At 57.0% G+C, this 15,267-nt stretch carries 7 protein-coding genes; 2 read left to right on the forward strand and 5 right to left on the reverse strand.

Features of this window, described 5'->3' with window-relative positions:
* Positions 1–9: 9 nt before the first annotated feature.
* The 5 genes from PI739_RS05245 to PI739_RS05265 form a co-directional block, all read right to left on the reverse strand.
* The gene (locus PI739_RS05245; protein WP_003366756.1) at positions 10–1,125 is read right to left on the reverse strand and encodes a fimbrial protein; all 1,116 of its coding nucleotides are present in this window, start codon (positions 1,123–1,125) and stop codon (positions 10–12) included.
* A 47-nt stretch (positions 1,126–1,172) separates the two neighbouring features.
* Entirely contained in the window at positions 1,173–3,686 is a 2,514-nt protein-coding gene (locus tag PI739_RS05250) for a fimbria/pilus outer membrane usher protein (RefSeq protein ID WP_054081890.1), read from the reverse strand.
* A 37-nt stretch (positions 3,687–3,723) separates the two neighbouring features.
* Positions 3,724–4,470, reverse strand: a complete 747-nt coding sequence (locus tag PI739_RS05255; RefSeq protein ID WP_032609410.1) for a fimbrial biogenesis chaperone — start codon at positions 4,468–4,470, stop codon at positions 3,724–3,726.
* Positions 4,471–4,576: 106 nt separating this feature from the next.
* Positions 4,577–5,140, reverse strand: coding sequence for a fimbrial protein (locus tag PI739_RS05260; RefSeq protein ID WP_003366760.1), 564 nt, complete (start codon positions 5,138–5,140; stop codon positions 4,577–4,579).
* 400 nt (positions 5,141–5,540) lie between these two features.
* Positions 5,541–10,655, reverse strand: coding sequence for an RHS repeat-associated core domain-containing protein (locus tag PI739_RS05265; protein ID WP_271351535.1), 5,115 nt, complete (start codon positions 10,653–10,655; stop codon positions 5,541–5,543).
* 282 nt (positions 10,656–10,937) lie between these two features.
* Between PI739_RS05265 and PI739_RS05270 the strand changes: the two genes are divergently transcribed.
* Both PI739_RS05270 and PI739_RS05275 read left to right on the forward strand, forming a co-directional pair.
* Positions 10,938–12,725 carry a hypothetical protein gene (locus tag PI739_RS05270; protein ID WP_054081889.1) on the forward strand — a complete coding sequence of 596 codons (1,788 nt, stop codon included), beginning with the start codon at positions 10,938–10,940 and terminating at the stop codon, positions 12,723–12,725.
* A 66-nt stretch (positions 12,726–12,791) separates the two neighbouring features.
* A complete protein-coding gene (locus tag PI739_RS05275) occupies positions 12,792–15,233 on the forward strand; it encodes a hypothetical protein (RefSeq protein ID WP_054081888.1) in 2,442 nt (813 codons plus the stop codon).
* Positions 15,234–15,267 lie beyond the last annotated feature (34 nt).

Genomic DNA, 15,267 nt, shown 5'->3' on the forward strand with positions numbered 1-15,267 from the left:
GATGCATTGCTACTTGTAGGTCATCGTGAAGCTGAGGGCTCCTTTGGCCTTGCCCGGCCGGATCGCGCTGCTGGCCTGTGTCTGATAGAAGCGGGCGTAGAAGTTCAGCACAACGTTACCGGGTGTGATCGCCATGATTGGCACTTCGGTCTGCAACTCCATGGGCGTGACTCCATCACCTTTGAGAACCTGAATCCCCATGCCCTTGGCGTCCGAATCGCTGGTCAGGGTGAAAACCCCGCTGCCGACAGGGCCCTCGGGGACCGAGCCTTCGACACCATCGAGCTGGATATGCGCCGTTGCCACGAAGCCGTCACCCGTATAGGTCTCGCAGTTGCTCAACGCAATACTGAATGGCACCGCAGGTGTGGTGAAACCGGGACCGGTGAAGTCAGCGCTGTCCCACTCACCCAACTGCACCGTGTCGGCACTGACCGGATCTGCACCGACGCTGCACTGTGCCTGAAGTATTGTGCCGGTTAGCCCGAACTTCATGATCCTGCCAAGCGTTGTCACGCTTCCGGAGAACAGTTCACTGCCATTGAGCACATTGGGTCCGGAGGGAATCGGTCCGGTCTTGACCAGCGTGACATAGTTGTTCAGATGAAGAAAACGCAGGCTCGTGAGCATTTTCTCGTGGTCGTTGAGGCCGATGAACGGAACGGAGGCGCTGCCACCTACAGGCGTGAAGCAATTGGGGCAGTTCCTGTCATACGGAAACTCCAGTCTTACCCGCACCCCGACGCCCGGAATATTGGTTTGCAGTATCTTGCCTGTGAGGTCTTCCCCGTTTATAGGGTCCACCGTGCCCGGAAAGATCGGAGCCGTTGCCGTAGCGTTGAATTCCAGAAGCGCCGTGCCGTCATTTTTGCAGGCCGCCTCCAGACCTGCCTGGTCTGGTGTGGCGTTAAGCATATCGATGCTGCCGATAAAGGTACCCACTGCGGCGTCTTTGGGGACGTAGAGCGTGCCGATGTCGCGCCGGTAATCCTTTATTCCCGGTGAGGAAACCCAATAACAATCGTTGCTCGGTGTGTCATCCGGTTCTTCGGAGTAAGCCGCAGCACTATAGCTGGTCCCCAACAGGATCAGACTGGGGAGCAGGGCATTCAATGCAGTGTTCATGGGGTGATTCCTGAAATAACAATGTCGCGGACGGCTCAGATCTGATGTCACTGGGTACACGTCATGTCTTGCATTCGGTAACCCTTGGCCAGAGGCATGCCCGCGGGGTCTATGTGCAGACGACACTGAGGGTCGCTTTTCTCACCCCAGCGGACATCGAGGGTTTGGGCCTGCATGCCGGTAGACAGCAAAATCTGCCCGCCTTGCCCTGCGATGCCCAGGATGTTGCCCTGCGCATCGCTGACCTGGGCGCCGAATGGCAGCGGCTTGCCACTGTCAGTGGCTGCATTGATGACCAGGCGCGTCACCTTGCGCGCAGCGAAGGTGGTCTTGATCACGGCCCCCCTGGCAGGTACCACTTGAGTACTGGCGTTATCGATTTCCACCTCGGGCCCCAGTCGGTCGGTTTGCAAGGTGATCGGGTTATAGCGGTAGGGGCGCAGATAGGGCATCAATGCGTAGCCGCGACTATTGGTCCTGACACCGGTAGCGTTCTGTATGCCAACGCCGGGTGTATCGGGTACTTCGATCAGGGCGATGGTGTCGCCCAGATTCGGGCCGAACTCGATGCCGTCCGCATGCAGCAACAAGGCGCCACTGACGTTGACTGATGCACTTCGATAATCATTGCCCTGGGTCACGCCGGCGCCGAGGCTGGCGAAGGGCGCCTGATAGCCTGCCGCAAGGCCTGCACTTTGCTGTTTGCCGTCATCGTTGCTAAGACTGGCGTGATAATTGACGCGGTTTTCATAGAAGCTGCCGCTCAGGCTGCCCCGTTGACTGTGGCGATTGGCGCTGCTCTGCAGGTCGAGTGTGGCATTACTCGAATGGCCGGTGTCGAGGGGCATCGAGATACTCAGGCCGAACTGCCGGTCGTTGCCGCGGCTACTGTCTACGCTCAGTGACTGTGAGGCGTAGAAGTTGTAGGTGATCCCGGCAAGATGGGTGTTGACGTTGAGTTGAAATTGCCGCTGCTCGATATCGCGGCCCCAGTAATCCTGTTGCGACAGCGTCAGACCTACGCTGCTGCGTGCGCCGATTCTTTGATGAATCGAAGTTTCCAGACGGCTTCGGCGGCTGCCTGTGAACGTAGCGTCGTTGCTGCGCTGACTGACGGCTTCGTCGAAATCCCGATAGCCTTCGGTGGAGTAGCGATAACCTGCGAAGCGCAGATTGGTATGGGTAGTGAACGCCTTGCCATACTTGATGGCGTAACTCATGCCCTGCACGCTGGACCGACCGGTTTGATCGATATTGGCGCGTGACCGGGTCACATCGAACGCCATCGCCCCCAGCAGGCCCATGTCCCGCGACACGCCCATTGCAGCGGCGTGGTAGAAGTCGCTGGTCATCAGTCCGCCATAAAGGGTCGAGTTCCAGCCTGTTCCAACCGCCAGCGTGCCTTGCCACAGCCAGGGATGCTCGGTGGCGTAGGCGCCGTTGAAGCGGCCCAGGGCTGTGCTGTATTTCCAGACGCCTTCGCGCAACAGGTTGCTGATAGTCGAGTAAGGTTGGGTAAAGCGCCGGACCTGACCATCGGCCTCGGTCAGCACGATCTCCAGTTCGCCGCTGCCCGCCGTGTTCAGGTCATCTATTTCATAGGGGCCCGCACTGACATACGTGGAGTAGATCGGGTATCCGTTCTGCAGCACTTCGAGTTTGGCCCTGCTTTGCGCCACGCCACGAATCACCGGTGCGTAACCCTGCAGGGAATCGGGGAGCATCTCCTGATCGGTTTTGATCAACCCGCCCTTGATCGGCACGCTCCGGAAGACATCGCCGCCGGTGTAGGTTTCACCCAGGGTCAGGTTAGCGTGCGTGCCGGGCAGGTCTCGCTGTGCATGAGCGTAGGCTCTGGTCCATTCGCGATGTCCCTGTGCATCCTGGCGCACGCTTTGATTGCTGCGCAATCGCCATGATCCCAGGTTGATACCGGTGTTTAGGTACAGGTCTGCGCTGCTGCTGGTGCCTGTCTCCCTGTGGGTCGTCTGTTGCGCCGAGGTCTGGTAATTGATGAAGGCGGCGTTGATGCCGTAATCCCAAAGCGCCGGGTCCACTCGACCGTTGGCATCGCGGCGCATGGCGATCTGCGGTATCGAGATCGACAGTTGCAGTTTGCCGCCGTCGAGTACGACCCTGGAGTCCGGAATCAATTGCCCCAACGCGACACAGGCGACTTGCAACGAGGCCGGGTCGGCCAGACTGTCGAGGCGTACGCCGATCTGCTCAAGCAATTCCGACGACAGGCAGGGCAGCAGGCCGTTGCCTTGCGGGTCTGCATCGAAACGGATCTGCCGTTGGCCGAAATAGCGCATATTGACGTGGATTTCTACCCAATGGTCGCCTGGCCCGAGGCTCTCGACAACTGACAACTGGTTCAGCACGCTGGCCGCGGCCGCACTGTCATAGTCCTGGCCCTGACGCAGGAAGCCGGACTGGAAATTGACAGGGGTTGCCGCCTTGGTCAGTTCCAGCGGAACGGTCACGCTGCCGCACACAATCAGCACCTGCATAAAACGCAGGCGCACCGGTATGAACCCGGAATCGGGTAATAGGGTCATGTTCAATGTCCTGGGGATGAAGCGTGCCAGCGCTGTTTCAGTCAGTCAGCGTGGCCGTAGCTGTCTGCGGCTGGCTGTAGCCGCCGTAATCGTTGATCGCGGCAAACACCACCTGCAGGCCCGGTACCGCTTTCGTTTCGTTGAGCGTGTAATGGCGAGAGCTGAACGGGCCAAGCATGGCGACTTCACTGACCTTTTCAGTCCTGCCACCGCCGGAGACGTCGAGGCGAATGAACGACACATGAAAGGGCGTCGGATTCATGGCGGTCAGCTCTGCCTTGCCGGCAATCTGCCGGACCGACCATTGCAGGTCCTTGAGGCGGGCAATGGGGTTGTCAGTCAGCAGAACCGGGCGATAAAACAGTTTGATACGGGTACGCAGGGCAATATTCAGTACATTGCCTTGCGAAGAGTCGGCTTGAGGTATTTCCTGCACGTTAAAGTAGAACAATGACTCACGATCAGAGGGCAGGTCGTGGGGCAGGCCATTGATCTGTACCTGTTGTTCCTTGCCCGGATTAAGGCGGAAAAGTGGCGGCGAAGGTGCGAATGGAACGACGGTGACAGTGTCGTCTGCCTCCGTATTTACCCAGGTCTGCACCGCGAACGGGCGATCACTAGGATTGGATATGACCACCGACGTACTGCGCTTGTCGCCGTCGAACACTATACGCGTTGCGTTGACGGTCAGTGCTGCCTGGCTGGCGGGTATATAAGCTGCGCATATGAATAACATCATGCACCCCGCGAGGGCAGGTCTTTTAAAAGCCTGTTGGCAAATCATGGAAAGTTACCTTGTACGTTCAGATCCGAACGGACCTGAACGTAGTGAAGATGCTTCACGTGAAAAGACTATTGATCCTTACACAGTGAGCGAGTGGGTCGATGTATCAGTTGATCGCGACAACAAACTGGACATCCGCCGAAGCAGCACCGGGTTGAACGGTAGCCAGTGTCGAACGGTAGTAGGCGTTGAACACCATGTCGGTGACACCCCCCTCGACCAGTGGATAAGGCGCCGAGGCGTCGCCTGGTTTGATGGAGGTACCGGTCTGGTCCTTGATCACGATCGCAACGCCCTTTGCCCCGTCGACAGTAGGGGTGACGCCGAAGTAGTCGCCGCTGCTGTCAGGGGCGCCGATGAAGGTGACTTTGGCAGTGTTCGCGGCGCCGCCAGACGTAAGACCGCAACTGCCATCGTCATTGACGCGCAGGGCAAAGCTCTTGCCAGACAGTTCGTCACCGATGCCGGTGAAACGGTTGGCTTCGATAGAGCCCATGTTCACCACGTTGCCGATAGAGCCATCGCCCGGATTGACCACTTCGATAGGGCAGGTGGTGGCGGTGATCTTGCCTTCGAAACGGATGGTGCCGGGGCCGGGGTTGGCGGATGCGACAGTGCCGGTCAGTGTAGTCGCCAGAGCAAGGCCCAATACGGATAGCATTTTGTTCACGATTAAAACCTTATAAGTATTAAAGTTGCAGGACTAAAAATGTAACTATTTATGGTGTCTTGGTAGACGGTTTGTGTTGTGTGTCATGACGGGGCGGGAGTTTACAGTAGGAGCGTTAGTTGCAAAGTCTCTGAAGCACTTTGTTTAATGGCGGGAGGTGTAGGATATTTCCTAAACGTTTGTCATATGTTGTGATTTGCAGATGTGTGATTCTTTATATGTCAGGTTATGTCGTTCGCAGATCATAACCTGGCATAAGTTACAAATAGTTTGATACTTGGCACGACGTTTTTCGGGGGGCTGGATAATGGATGATTCAGCATCGGCAATCCAGCTTGGCAAGTCACACCAGGGCACCATCGACAAGTGCCTACAGCTGTCGATGGTGAGACATCGAAATTTACCGTCTGGTATTTTGTATATAGGCTCCCTTGATGCGGGGCATATACTGTATCCAGCCAGGCTCTTGCCAAAGACGCAGTGGTCCCGAAGCTATTTGCGCTTCGACCCTTGGAATATTTTGCATGCCGAATGTACGCGGGTTGGCGAATAGATTCGAGGCCGTTCCTGTGGAGGCAAGGTTGTTGTCGAACGACGCCATACTCGTGCCATCGAGCACTTCATCTAGCTCGCCGATTGCGCTCCGTTGCGAGCTGCTCAAGGAGCCTCGCGTAGAGCCGTTCAAGAACGCATCCGACGACCTGCGTTTCCAGAGTAGACCTTTCACGCCATCTCCCTTGCCCAGAGCTTTGGTCGAAGCCTTGCCCAGACCCTTGGTCGCAGCCTTGACCGCCGTTTTGACCGCACTTCTCAAAAAACCCCCAGCGATGTCCAAAGGTATCGCGGCATAGCTCAAGTATTCCCCTACTCGAAGCGCTGCGTTATCTCCTTTCGCCGCACCATAAGCAGTGGCAGCTGTTGATGCAGCACCGAGCGCGGTCCCTGCGGCCAACACGCCGGTTGCAATATAGGCAGCCGCCTGTCCGCTGATCGTTATACCCAAAGCCGTTACGGGCCCCGTGAGGGGCGATGCCAATCCATATGTGGCCACTGTCGCGTAGGCACCCAATGCTGTTATCCCTACACCCACCGCAAGCATGACCCAGGTCATCATTCCAATACCCCCCGACATCTCTGCAGGTATCTCATCCTCATCGGGTCGTCGCAGCCTGCCACTCTGGGAGCTGGCGTCATGCCCGGTGGGGTCGCGCCAGGCAATGGGATTGCCCAGGCAATAGGTATAGGGGTTGACCCCGCCTGCACCAAAGGGGCTCAAGGAGTCAGGGCTGTGAAAACGCATCATGCCCGGGTTGTAGGCTCTGTAGCCGTTGCCCAGCAGGTACCAGCCCGTATCTGTTTCGCACACCTCGCCGTTGAACCCGGCAACGCTGAGCAGCACGTCATCGCTGTGGCGTTCTCCGTAGGCGCTGTAGACAGCCGTTCGCAACGTGTCCTGCTGGAACTCACCGAGAACGCTCTGGTTCGCATCCGTCAGCAACAGCAGGGTTTTGGCAGGTTCTCCGATGATCTGCTGGCCTATGGGTTGCTCGTCAATGTGCAGAAACTGAGTACGTCGGTCGTCCTGCACCGTGCTGCTCAACTGCTGGCCCTGATAAAAACGCAGTATTTCGCTGTCACTGCCATTGCGGGTGGTGGCCAGATGATTATGGCCGTCGTACGTGTAGGTGTTGATGGGCTCACCCGCCGGTTTTGCCACCCGAAGAAGGCGGCTCTGGCTGTCGTAGTGCAACTGGTTGCCATGCTCGTCAGTGCACTGATTGCCGTTGGCGTCATAGCTGAACGTCGGGTCCGGCGTGTCCCGTGGAGGCCTGTAGGTGATGCCCAGTAACTGGCATTGGTCCTCGGAGTCGGGGTCACCCTCTTTGCCATAGCGGAAAGTGGCTGTTTCAGTGTTGCCGTCGGCAAATTTGGTATAGCTCAGGGTCATGTTGTCCAGCTCGTCGAAGGTGAACGTCTGGCTGAGCATCGCCTTGTCGGAAGCGTGCACTGGCAACTTACTGCCTGAATAGGTGATGCCGGTCAGCCGGGCTCGGGTGTCATACCTGAACTCTTCCAGCAGCAGCGTGTTGCCCGCTTCCCGCAAGTGGCGGCTTCGCATGAGCCCGTCGGGTTGCCATTGCTGTTCCAGCGTACGTACAGGGTGATTGCCGGCAATCTGCGTCCTGAGCACTTCCTGCCCTTGGTCGTCATATTCCATACGGTTTATCAGGCGGGTCCCGGCGACGATGTCATGGGTTGTCATCTCGCAGGGCTGACCCAGTGTGTCATACCGGGTGGTCACCTTCACGTTGCCCTGAGCGGCACTTTCGAGTCGGCCGAACGAGTCATACCGGTAAGTCGTTTCCACGCCTTTGACACTGTTTTTGACGCCGCCTCTAACCCGGCCCTTGACTACGTCTTTAACCGGGTTTTTGACCTCTTTTTGTTCGACATCGGTGCGATACATCGTACGGCCCTGCAAGGATGTCCGATGCAGGGTTTGCCAGGTCCGGCCTTGCAGATCTTCCCAGGTCTCTTTGGTCAGCTGGTTATGCGCGTCATAAGCGTAAGCGCGCTTGCCCTGCTGATTAGTGGCAGAGACCAGGCGGGCACTGACGTTGTCATAGTCGAAACGGGCAGCGTCATCCGGTGCAGTACTGGAGACGATCTGGTCGGTGAGCTCCCGCTTGTAGGTGTAGCTGATGGCATCACCCATGGCCGTCGTGCGGGTTTTGACCTGCATTTGACCATCCTCGTACTTGTAGTGCTCCACACGTTGCCCTGCCTGCGTCCGTGTCAGACGGCCCAGCCCGTCGAACTTCTGTTCGCCTGTCAGGGTTTTGGTAATACCGTCCCGATGAATCACGCTCAGGCTGGTCGGCAGCTCGGTGGTGCTGAACGGTTCATATTCACGATGTGCCTCGCTGCTATCCGGCAAGCGTGTTCTGACCATGCGCGACCAGGCGTCATAGCTGAACAGGGTTGTGTCGTCTGACTCGTCAGTCTGCTGCGTGCAGCGCCCCATTCCGTCGTAGAGAAAGGTTTGTGAGCCCAGATCTTCTCCTGCTGCGTTCTGGCTCTTGATCTTGTCCGGTTTGCCGAACATGTTCAGCCAGGTCTCGCTACGACCACTGATCAGAGGTTCTGCGTCACTGCTTTGCACCCACGTCTTCTGGACCGGACCGTTATGTTCTTCACTGCCGATGGGGTCGTAGTACTGGTGGGTCTGTACGCCGTGATCCGAGGTAATGACAGACTGGCGGTTCCAGTCGTCGTAGGTGTAGGTACTTTGCGTGGTGAACCGTTGCTGGTTGTCGAACCAGTCGTAATCCATTTCGTATTGCACATTGTTCCAGGCGTTGTATTGCGCTGTATGGATCATGCGCATCGCTTTCAGATCATTGCTGTCGATGTGGTCCCGTTCCTCGAGTATTGCCCGGCCCAGGCCATCCATGACAGAGCGAGTCCTGACCTTGCGGGCGTCGGTCAGCACTTGTTCTGCATGCTGTCCCGGAGCGGAACACAGGGTGTACTCGTACTCGCGACTGGCTTCATAGCCAGCACTTGAATTCGGTGCGATCGTTTCCTTGGTAAGCCGGTTGAGCGCGTCATAGGCATAGCGGATCTCCACGCCTTCTTCCAGGGTCATCAGCACCTGGCCGGTCAACAATGATTGCTGTTGCTGCTTGCTTATGCGGGCATTGTCGAAGCCGATAGTGGTGATCTCTATCAGCTGTACCGGGACCTGCAAGTGTTCGCTGTTGTCCTTGTTGTTGCCCTTACCCTTGTTCTTGCGGTTGCTGCTGTTGCTGTGACTGATGCTGGCGTGGCTGTACTCGTAGACGGTAACGGTGTCCTTTCCATTCAGGGACTCGATATTTTTCCCGGTTCGACCATGCTGGAAAGGCGCGTCCGGCTGGTTGATGTGCTCCAGCAGGATCTTTTGCAACTCCACAGAGGTTCCATCGCTTTCAAGCTGCAGCAGTGTTTCGGTTTCCGGCACGATCCAGTCGGGTAACTCGCTGCCGGTCAGTGCAGGCAGCGCGCTGTAGCGATAACGTTTGGACAGGGTAGGGGCCCCTGGCTGCGACGACAGGGCGGGTTTGACCACTTTTTCTTTCAGTCGTGAGACAAACCCTTCCGCATCGGCCGGGCAACCGTCGCCACCGGCGGCCGGGTACCAACTGCTGACTTCTTGGATCCCGTCAGCGCGTGTATGCACCAGCGGATTGCCGTAACGGTCATAGGTATTGGTGACGGTTTCTGTGCGCGTGCGCTCAGGCTCGTCCAGCCGTTGCCAACGGGTGGTGACTTCGCTGGGTAGCTGACAATCGTCGGGCTGTCTGGAGTAATGCACGTCCTCCAGGATGTTGTAGGCGGTGGTGACCGTTTGCTGGTTTTTGTTCTGGGTGGTGACTTCGCGGGTCTGCAAGTGAAAGCGGTTGAAGGTGCGCTCTATGCTGCGCACGGCCTTGTTGTCGACCCACAGGCTTTCAGTACAGACATAGTTGTACTCCTGCAGATATTTATAGAGGTTGTCCAGGCCGTCGTCTTTCCAGGCGATGGGCAACCCGGCACCGAGAAAATTTCGTGAGCGTTGCTGGCCGTCCTTGTAGGTATATCGCACATCGACCTTTGCCTGACTGAGGCCGGGATCGGTGATGTGTCTTGTCACTCTGGGTATGGGCTGGCGAGCGGCGCTGGATGGAAACGCATGGCCTTCATCCTGATAGTAAATTTCTTCGCTGCTTCCAGAGGGCGTCTCTACATGGTTGATGCATAACTGATTGCCGTTCTTCAGGGCATATTCGAAGCGCCACGACGCATTGTTCTCGGTGGGCAGGGTGATGCACGTTACGTGTTTTGTGCCGGTGAGGGTCATCAAAAAGCGCGCCAGTGGAGTACCGCCAGTGCCCGCGTACGGATGCAGTTTCAGCTCGACGGATGTACTGCTGCGTGCAATTGCCAACAGCGTCTGACCCAGGTCGTCAGTGATCGAAGCAAGTCTGTAGGTGCTGCTGTTGAACACCGTGTGCTCGAGCGCGATGCTGTGTCCCGACGGGGCGATGATCTTTACCGCCCAGGCCATTTTTTTATTACCGCTGCTGTGCAGCTTGAGGATTTCCATCAGACCTGATTTGTGCACCACCCGGTAAGACGTATCGTCCTGTTTGTAGAAGTGGAAGGTGTCAATTTTCTTCTCGGTCATCGTCAGTAGACCGTTGCTGCCGGTGCCGTCGACCCGGAAGGTCTCGCCTGTGCTCAGGGACAGGATCTGGGTGGCAGGGTCGTACTGCGACAACTGCAGGTTCCAGCCCAGGCCGTAGCCGCTGTCCAGCGTATTGAGCTGATTGTAGGACAGGTCGAGTCGGAACCCTGGCCCGCGCAGGTCATTGCTCTGCAGATCGGGCATGCTGATCGATATGTTGTAAAGCCCGGTGCGTGGGTCGACGCCGCTTTTCAGACAACTCATGAAATTGAGCGCGTTGGAGTGCACGGAAGTGGAAGCAGCCATGGAGCGGACCTCGCTGATTGATGCGTGCCAAGCGCAGCGGTGTCTGACGATTGTGCAGTCCTTGCGCTCTGGTCATTGACGACCCCCAAGCCTGAAAGCCCTGAGGCGTCCGTGTGGCTGGAAGTCTTGCCTAACCCTAACAGTCCTTACCCGGGCAACAACCTAGCAGTAGTACTAGTGGGCAACCGATGGGCATCGGCGTAAAAAAAGTCCTATCCGCACTTGCAGGGTCAACCCTTGCGACCTACCCATTTCAGCGGAAACGAGAAAGGAGTCTCACTCATGGCGCTGAATTTCCCCGCCCCCAAGGTGCCTGACTTGCAGCAGCCCGGGAACTACCTCGATCTGGATCAGTTGGGCAGTGCCGACCTGACCACCTGGATCGACTACCCAGGGATCAAGAACGGCGATCGGTTCATGCCCAACTGGCGAGGTTGCGGCGCCCTGGGCGAAGTGGACGACTACGTCAACGATTTGATCGAGGTCGCGGGGCTGCAGCCTGAAGGTATGCTGCTGATGATCACTAACCCGTTGCTGATGAGGCTTGACCAGGGCTGGGTGTTTTACTCGTATGTAGTCGAAGGCAGCATCGAGGAATCCCAGCGCCTGTTCTTCTATGTCGGCAAACGTCCGTCAGCCGCCGCCGGGCTGGGGGTGCCGCAATGCAAGGAGTCTCACGATCTGAAGCTTGACCCCGGCCTGCTGTGGGATCTTTCTGAGCTGTCGATCGTGACGCCGTCGTATCTGGCCATGCGCGAGGGCGACAGAGTGACCCTCACACTGGATCTTTATTACAGTGACGGCAGTTTCGCGCTCCCTGTTATCCTGTCCCGGGTATTGGCGCTGGAAGAGGTGGGCCAGCCTTTGCAGTGGTCGATACCGACTAACGAACTGGTGCCAATTGAAACGGGTGGCTTCGCGCTGATGAGCTACCTCATCGAGTACGGCGATCCCGCATTGACAACGGTTTCGGTCACCCAGTCGCTGGCCATGGTCATACCCTCCTTGGCGTTATTGCCGGCCTTGAAGATCAAGGATTTCAGCGGCGGCTCACTGGACCCGGAAGCCTTCCCTGGCGGCATCACCCTGCTGATCGATCCTTTCGGCATGCAGATCAATGACGATGTCGTGGTTTACATCTCCAGCGGCAATCAGCTGGTGCAGACCCTGAGGGCCGACATATCCAATATCGACAGTGGCGTGCTGCAGTTCTCGCTGGCGAAGGCCTGGCTTTCTGCCAATAACGGCAAGAACATCGAGCTGATGTATCAGTATGCGCGACCGGGCCATGCCGCCAGCTCGTTGCCGCTCAAGGTAACGCTGAGCCGTCCGCTCGATCTTCCTGTGCCCGTTATCGACGACGCCCAGATCGAGAGCGCTGAAGAATGGGGAGTAGTGGGCTATATCCATGCCTCGTTGCTGCTGAGCGGGGTGAGAATTCGCATACCGAAAGATGTGTTCATCGGCGACGACTACACGATACAGATGCACTGGGAGGGCAATACAGGCACGGGCAGCTTTATCGCCGATCCTTCGCCAGACAACCCGCACCTGTTCATCATCCCGTCCACAGCGGTCCCGGCCAATATGGACAAGTGGGTGAGCGTCTATTACAGCGTCGTTTCACCGTTGCAATCAGGCACTTCGCCAGTCTTCAAGCTGGAAGTCAGAGGCCTAAGCTCCGTTTGGCCATATATCCAGATCATGCGACCACGCGTTACCGATACCCTGCTTTACCTTGGCTGTGTGCCACCGGAAGGTGCGCTTCTCGAGCTGGCATCCTGGGCCTACATGGCACCCGGGCAACGGGTACGAATCAAGGTTACTGGCTTGTCCCAGTCGGGTTCGCCACAAGCGCTAGGGCTACGTACCGGCGCCGCCGAACCGCTCACTGAGGCGGAATACGATGCCAGGCAGGTGCCGGTGATCATCCCGAGGGATTTCCTGGACAGTCTGCAAAGAAAGAGTCTGACCAACATCGTCACGGTCGAAGTCAGCTTTGATGACGGGGCGAATTACACACAGTTTCCGTCTATTGATTTCATCGTACTGGACGGTCTTTTTTTATAGGCCGGCGGGCTGGCGCAGGACGCAACAGCCACTGGCATGACCCCACACATACACGGACGTAACCCCATGGCCAATAACACGCTGAACCACCTGACCGAGTGGATGAAAGACCTCGACAATAATGTGATGTGGGGGTGGGACTCCATCGCTGCAATGGCCCGAGGCAAGGTGAATAACCTGTTGCTTCAGGAGTATGTCGCGCGTTTTTCGTCGGATACCTATCTAAAGCCTGTGAGCGGAGAGGTGAGGCTGAGCGAAGGGTTTAAAGAAAGCATTCACAATTTTATTCTGGATGCGCCCAGGCTGGCCTTCTCGAACGATAACCTCGGTCAGTCTCATGCGACATTGACCTGTTCGATCCTGGGCGGAACCCAATTGACGATGAAGAATAACGTCGATAATTGGGAAGCCTACAGGGTCATCCATATCGATGCGCTGCAAGGTCCGAAGCTGACACTGGATCTCGCGCTGGAAAGGGTCCCGGGCAATATCGAGAGCGATGGCCGGCTGCGGCTCGACCTCAAGGACAGTGACAATTTCATTCTTACCTTCGCGGCTGACAGGACTGACCGCGCACTCGGCGGAGCTTTTTTCAAAGCCTTGTTCAATGCGTTGCCGGACGAGGAGCGCATATGGACGCTTGGCGTGATCAAGCGTGGCACGAATAATCTGATGCACCCACAGTCTTTCAAACTGCGCACCCAGACCAATCCCGCTTCACCTCTCGACCCGCATGCCGCCAACTACGGCGACGGGGCCGTGTTGGTGTTCATTCGTCTGGAAGGCAGTCAGGAAGGCGGCGACATCCCGGTAGAGTACCAATACCTGATACCGGATGATGTCGGGAAAGATTACTCGGCCACCGTGTTGTTCAGTGCGGAGCGTACGTTCAAGGCGGCACTGTTCATAGGTGAAGTGACCAAGACCATTGCTTCGGTTATTGAAGGCGTGGTGTTCAAACCTGTTCATGATGGCTCCGGCCGACTGGTCAAGGCGACTGCCACGTCGGGGAGACTGAAGACGTCCGAGTCGAGCAGCCAGGATGTCCAGGTTCAAATCGATGGCGTGTCAGTCCTGGCAAATGTTTACAAAACCGAGACCTGGCTTGATGCGTTGGGGAGCACGCCTTTGTCTGTGGAGCTCATTGCCGATGGCACGGTGGCATTGACCTGGAAGTCCAAAGCAACCCCCGGCGTTGTGCTTACGTTGCCAGGCCATGGGGCGCTGCTGGTCATGAGCAAGGTCGTCACGGTCGATGTACGGTGCATTTATACCTTCGCCGAAGAAAACAACGACTTGGTTTTGATCCCCAGCCTCACGATAAACACCATCATCGATGGCCTGACTTTCGTGGAGATCCCTCCACCAGCAAACAGCTTTTCATTACTGTTTTTAATAGAGGCGGTAAAAAGCAATTTTGAGAAGTTGAACAAGGACCCGTTCGAGTCCGACATCAAAGCCGCACTGGCACGCAAACTCGCTACTCGTGTGCCGATCAGTTCGTTCATCCGGGACAGTATCGATCTCAATTTCAACGAAGCCATTGTGCCTGATGTACTGCGTGGGCCCAGAGACATAGCCGCCTTCGGCCGCATCAACAGCTCCGGGGCAGACTTTGTCGTCAGCCCGGCGGAGCATCTGATGGTGGTCGACAGTTCCACCACCTTCTCTATTCAACCGCCGGGTGCGAATGTGACCTGGAGTGTCGAACGTCTGCAGGGCGATGCGCAGAACTTCGGTGCCATCAATGGCACCGGCCGATATTACGCGCCAGAAGCCTCTTTGACCGAGCTTGCGTTCACGCGTGTTCGGGTGACGGCCACTGACATGAACTCCAACTATCAGAGTTCGGCGCTGGTCACGATCGTGACCAACCCGATCACCGTCAATCCGTTGATTCAGGTGTGTGACGCCGGGCAGATTGTGGAGCTTGAGGCAGGTTCGCTCGGCACAGAAGAAATGCACTGGTCGCTCAAGGATCCGGTTCCCGGCGAAAGCGGTGTTCTGGAGGGCAGTGCACTGGCTGATGGTGATCACCGTTACGTCGCGGCGCACAAGGTGCCCGGCAAAACCTATGTTCTGGATCAGATAGTCGTGACCGGCGGGCAGGCGAGTGTTTCGTCGTGGGTATTGGTAAAGCATCAGACCCCATTGATAACGGTGAAAGTCGTAAAAACCGTGGAGGTTTCTGAAGTTCTGGAGGTTGCGAAGGTCGACAAGCCCGTGGACGTTGTGACCATTCGTGCCGATCAGGTTCAACTGCAAGCGTTTGCCAATGCCGTTGCGCTGCCTGGCGTCAAATGGAGAGTAGGCGCCGGGAGCGGGAGCATCAGTGACGGCTTGTACACCCCCGACATATCGTCGACTGACCGGTTTGTGCTTATTTTTGCCGAGGCCGATCATCCAGTCTTTGACGTCATGGAGGGGCATATCATATTGCCGCTACCGGTGGGCGGGTTTGCCCCGGAGCTGGAATTGATGAAGGGCAAAGAAGTACCGGCGTCCTGACCGAATGCGCATCGGTCTTTGTATATCAACATCA

Source organism: Pseudomonas cerasi (assembly GCF_027983475.1).
Classification (GTDB): domain Bacteria; phylum Pseudomonadota; class Gammaproteobacteria; order Pseudomonadales; family Pseudomonadaceae; genus Aquipseudomonas; species Aquipseudomonas cerasi.

Bases quoted from the DNA above. Each gene is read 5' to 3' on its own strand.
- PI739_RS05245 (WP_003366756.1), bottom strand. From the start codon at position 1,125: ATGAACACTGCATTGAATGCCCTGCTCCCCAGTCTGATCCTGTTGGGG.
- PI739_RS05250 (WP_054081890.1), bottom strand. From the start codon at position 3,686: ATGACCCTATTACCCGATTCCGGGTTCATACCGGTGCGCCTGCGTTTT.
- PI739_RS05255 (WP_032609410.1), bottom strand. From the start codon at position 4,470: ATGATTTGCCAACAGGCTTTTAAAAGACCTGCCCTCGCGGGGTGCATG.
- PI739_RS05265 (WP_271351535.1), bottom strand. From the start codon at position 10,655: ATGGCTGCTTCCACTTCCGTGCACTCCAACGCGCTCAATTTCATGAGT.
- PI739_RS05270 (WP_054081889.1), top strand. From the start codon at position 10,938: ATGGCGCTGAATTTCCCCGCCCCCAAGGTGCCTGACTTGCAGCAGCCC.
- PI739_RS05275 (WP_054081888.1), top strand. From the start codon at position 12,792: ATGGCCAATAACACGCTGAACCACCTGACCGAGTGGATGAAAGACCTC.